Origin of the sequence: Dysgonomonas sp. 521, from assembly GCF_010501055.1 — a bacterium.
Classification (GTDB): Bacteria; Bacteroidota; Bacteroidia; order Bacteroidales; family Dysgonomonadaceae; genus Dysgonomonas.
Map to the genome: position 1 here is coordinate 1 of NZ_QVMO01000159.1, position 4656 is coordinate 4656.

General features: G+C 40.2%; 2 protein-coding genes and 1 pseudogene. 2 read left to right on the forward strand and 1 reads right to left on the reverse strand.

Annotated elements, in window-relative coordinates; translation table 11 throughout:
• Nucleotides 1–219, reverse strand: a pseudogene (locus D0T84_RS22670) (hypothetical protein); the annotation flags it as partial.
• Nucleotides 220–683: 464 nt separating this feature from the next.
• On the opposite strand from D0T84_RS22670, the gene D0T84_RS21345 reads away from it, so the two are divergent.
• Nucleotides 684–3098 (forward strand): carboxypeptidase-like regulatory domain-containing protein, encoded by a 2415-nt coding sequence (locus D0T84_RS21345; protein WP_163309954.1) that lies wholly within the window; start codon nt 684–686, stop codon nt 3096–3098.
• 37 nt (nt 3099–3135) lie between these two features.
• Nucleotides 3136–4545, forward strand: a complete 1410-nt coding sequence (locus D0T84_RS21350) for a DUF4241 domain-containing protein (RefSeq protein ID WP_163309955.1) — start codon at nt 3136–3138, stop codon at nt 4543–4545.
• The last annotated feature ends 111 nt before the right edge of the window (nt 4546–4656 follow it).

Here is a 4656-nt window from a genome sequence, read left to right on the forward strand (position 1 = left end):
AAAATTGAATATATTCTCGAAATTTATTCTAAAATATTGTTCACAGTACCGGGAAAAACGAGCAAGTTGCAAGAAATTTATTTTACCTTTAATGCCTAAATAAAACATTAGCAGGTGGAATATAAAATTTTTTCTTGTCTGCTTGATATTTGAAAAAATATCCGAACTTAAAGTATTAAGTATAAACATATTAGCATTTGGATGTTCGTTGGTTGTCATTACTTTATAGATTTTGGTCAATCTACTAAGATATTGATAATCAGCGAACTATCCAAGTTATTTAATGCTTATTTTGTTGAAAATCAATCAATTATATCTATTTATAACGAACTATTGTGTTTAAATTTTAGCGAAAATTTTTATTACAGGTTCTGGTCAATAGTTCTTAGCAATTTTTTTATGCTCTTTTTAGCGTATTTTTGGCTCCGCCGATTTTCAATTCCCTTTTTACTCTTGGTTTAGCCCACTAATTAGCTCCGCTGACCGTTGGTTCGGCTAGTAAAAATGATAAAATCCATCTGGAAATAGCTATAAAAAAGATTTGCTATAAAATTTAAACAGACTCTAAATATGCCTCCGGATTCGTAGAATTAATAAAAATGCTCTCCAAATAAGCTTTCACAAAATAAAGGCTTGGTACACAGAAAATATATATCTAAATTTGCCAGCACAAATCCTACTATATGATTAAGAAAAATATACTTTTGCTTCTCATATCTATCTCTTCTTTTGCTTATTCCCAGCAGATAAAAATTACAGGAAAAGTCGTAAACCAGCATAAAGAGGCTTTGGAGCAAGTCTCTGTATCTGAGATGAACAGCCGTAACGGAACGATGACCAACAGTAAAGGGGAATACACATTAACCGTAACGTCCGGCGATTCGGTCAGGATTGTATTTTCGCTGGTAGGCTATCAGCGCCATCAGTATATCATAGCCAAACCAACACAGGATGTAAGCCTGAATGCCGAACTGAAAGAAGATAACGAATTGGGGGCTGTTACCATCGAAGGGCAAAGAACCGTGACCACAGTTATCGAACGAATCGATTATCTGGCAACCAGGCGCGCGTCAAATCCGTGGGGCAGCATAGAATCACTCCTTGCTACAATGGGCGGGGTCAGTTCTACCAACGAACTTAGTTCGCAGTATTCCGTACGTGGCGGAAACTTCGATGAGAACATTGTATATGTAAACGGCATCGAAATATACCGCCCTCTTTTGGTACGCTCGGCACAGCAGGAAGGGTTAAGTTTTATAAATCCTGACATGGTACAGACAGTAGGATTCTCTGGGGGAGGATTCAGCGCTGAGTATGGAGACAAGATGTCATCGGTATTGGATATAACATATAAAAAGCCCGAAAAATTCGAAGCCTCCGCTTCGGCGGGATTACTCGGAGGAAGTGTCCATATAGGAAATTCATCGGGACGATTCTCCCAGATTACAGGGATACGTTATAAGACAACCCGTTCGCTATTAAGCACCACCGATACCAAAGCGGAATATGACCCGACCTTTATCGACGCGCAAACATACATGACGTACGACTTATCTCCAAAATGGGAAGTTAGCTTGCTGGGCAATTACTCACACAACACATACGAATTTAGCCCAAAGACACGCAGCACAAGTTTTGGTACACTGATGACTCCGCGCAACTTCACTGTCCATTTCGATGGATGGGAAAAGGACAGGTTTATTACTTATCAGGCGGCATTGACACTGAAAGGCAAGATAAATGAGAACCTGAATGTAGGCATCACAGGTTCGACCTTTTCATCTGACGAAAGGGAGCGTTACGATATAGAAGGAAGCTATGTGCTGAAAGAGTTGGATTTATCCGGCGAAAATGATACTACCGATGATTCTTCGTACCTCGGGATCGGGAAATATATAGAGCATGCCCGCAACAAAGTAAAATCTGAAGTGTATACAATCAGCCATTTTGGAGACCTCAAGGCCGGGGATAACTTGCTGAAATGGGGGCTTACCTACCAGAAGGAAAACGTTAGGGATAAAATCAATGAATGGGAAATGCGTGATTCGGCAGGTTATTCACTCCCTAGTACAGGTACGGATGTCAACCTGTATTCGAACCTGAAAGCCGATAATAAAATAAGCCCTTCACGTTTTTCCGGATTTATACAGGATACATACAGATGGAATACCGACAAGGGGCTGTTTATTATAAACGCGGGTGTACGTGCCAGTTACTGGACATTCAACGAAGAGCTTATCGTTAGTCCGCGCGGGGCTATAGCCTTTGTTCCTGCGGGAAATGAAAACTTCTCGGTACGCCTTGCAGGAGGTATTTACTATCAGGCTCCGTTTTATAAAGAGTTTCAGCGTACTGTAAATGTTGACGGCAACAACGTCATCGAGCTCAATAAAGATATTAAGTCACAAAAATCCATCCATATCGTTTTGGGTAGCGACTACTACTTCGGGGGTGGCGGCGAACGTAATACTCCTCCATTCAAACTGTCGGGGGAGATATATTATAAGAAACTCTCAGACCTTATCCCGTACACTGTGAACAATGTAAAGATACGCTATTCGGGCGAAAACAGCGCAAAAGGTTATACCATGGGTATGGATTTTAAATTATACGGAGAATTCATTCCGGGTGCGGATAGCTGGATTAGCTTCGGGCTGATGAAAGCGCAACAGGAAATAGACGGGATAAAAGTTCCTCTTCCTACAGATCAGCGGTTCAATTTCGCCCTGTTCTATCAGGATTATATGCCGGGATATGAGCGGCTAAGGATGAGCCTTCGGGGGCTATGGTCGCAGGGGTTACCTGTTTCAGCCCCATACAAGGGATACGAGAACGGATATTTCCGCACGCCTGCATACAAACGTGTAGATATAGGCTTTTCGTGGCAGGTATTGGGCGAAAAGTTCGCTATACGCAATACCAATTCGTTCTGCAAAGCATTTAAGAATGTATGGCTGGGACTGGATGTATTTAATATATTCGACATGCAGAATACAAATACATACTACTGGGTAACTGATGTTTATAATCAGCAGTATGCTGTTCCGAATTACCTGACTGGCCGCCAGTTGAATGTGAAGATACTGGCAGAGTTTTGAAAATATCAGGAAGAAATAATCTTAACCAAAACTATATATGGAAACACTATTCAACGAAAACAAAGCGGTTGTCGAATCATATCCGTTTGTTATACCTGAAAGGTATTCAGAGAAAGTACCTAAGAACATACCAAAGAAATATCACGAAGGTTGCGAGATTATCCGTCGCGGACGTATAAAAGAAGGTCTCGATGTACTAATATCAGAAGGCGAAAAGTACCAGCCACTCACGGCCTATGTACTGGCACAGTTAAACGCGTACTTCAGCAAAGACTGGATGCGCGTTATGGACTTGCTTATATATGCGATGAGTAATGAAGTCTATTATAGCCTGATAAAGGCATATTGGAGAGATGAAAAGCTTTTCGATTACATGTTGGTCGATATGGCTGCCATCAAAACCAACCGTATAGATGAAGCTCAGCGCTTATTAACCATACTGGAAAAAGAGAATGACAACCCATTCAAGAAAGACCATATTTTACAACCCGAAGAATACCTGTCACTAAAGGAAACGGAAGAACCTGACAGGCTGAATAAGGAATTTGAAGAAGCTAAAGTAAAGGATTATTACAGACAGGATTATCGTGATATGGCATATGGCTTTATCAAATTAGGAGAAACTGATAAAGTAGCAGAATCCCTGACCGGATGGAACGAATGGAGGAAAAACTATATAGATTCCAAATCGATAATAGTTGTACCAGTCGAATCATTGTTTTTTCATGAGTTTTACCATATTGGAGATAATTCTTTTATGGCTAAACAATGGCAAATCCAACAGGAAGCAAGATATGTACGGTTACCCGAAGATGGACCTGCCGATACCCGTTTACCTAAATCCAAACCATGTAATAATCTGAAAGGGCTGAAAATAAGTGGTCTTTTCGAAGCTGCTTTTGATGATAAGCTATGCGTTTACGAAGGGTGGATTTTTGAAAAACGCGAATTGGGAAATATTGACATAACCAGTGGGGAAATAATAACAGCAGACCCTTTAGTATCATCCGGACAGCCATTTATAACCGCATTTCCGAAAGGAGCATATCCTGTAGAAATAGCCCTTGCGAGCAAATTCGGAGACCGAAGGGTCGCTCTTGCCCGTCTCAAATTTTCGAATAATGACGTTCAAAGCTGGGATATTGCCCTTACAGAGGATATAAAGCCTAAAAAGGACGAATTATATGGTTATGGCGTAGATTCCGGAACAGGATGTTTTGCGGATGCGGACAGCTATAAAGAATATCTGAAACAACTGGATGAGGAAGATGGAAGCGATTACATAATAAAGGAGTTTGAGAAAAATGGCAATACAGGACTAATATATAAGGATGTAGCTATGTTCTCCACAGGACTGGGCGATGGCTTTTACCAAAGTTATATCGGACGTGATACCGATAGCAATATTGTTTGCCTTATTACCGATTTTCAGATTTTCAATCAATAAGCTTTGTATTTAACTTCTAAGTACATGACAAAAATTTAAAGATATCAATATCATTCTGATTATTAGCATTTAACAACACTTGCATTATGTGATTAAGTCCATATTTGAAAA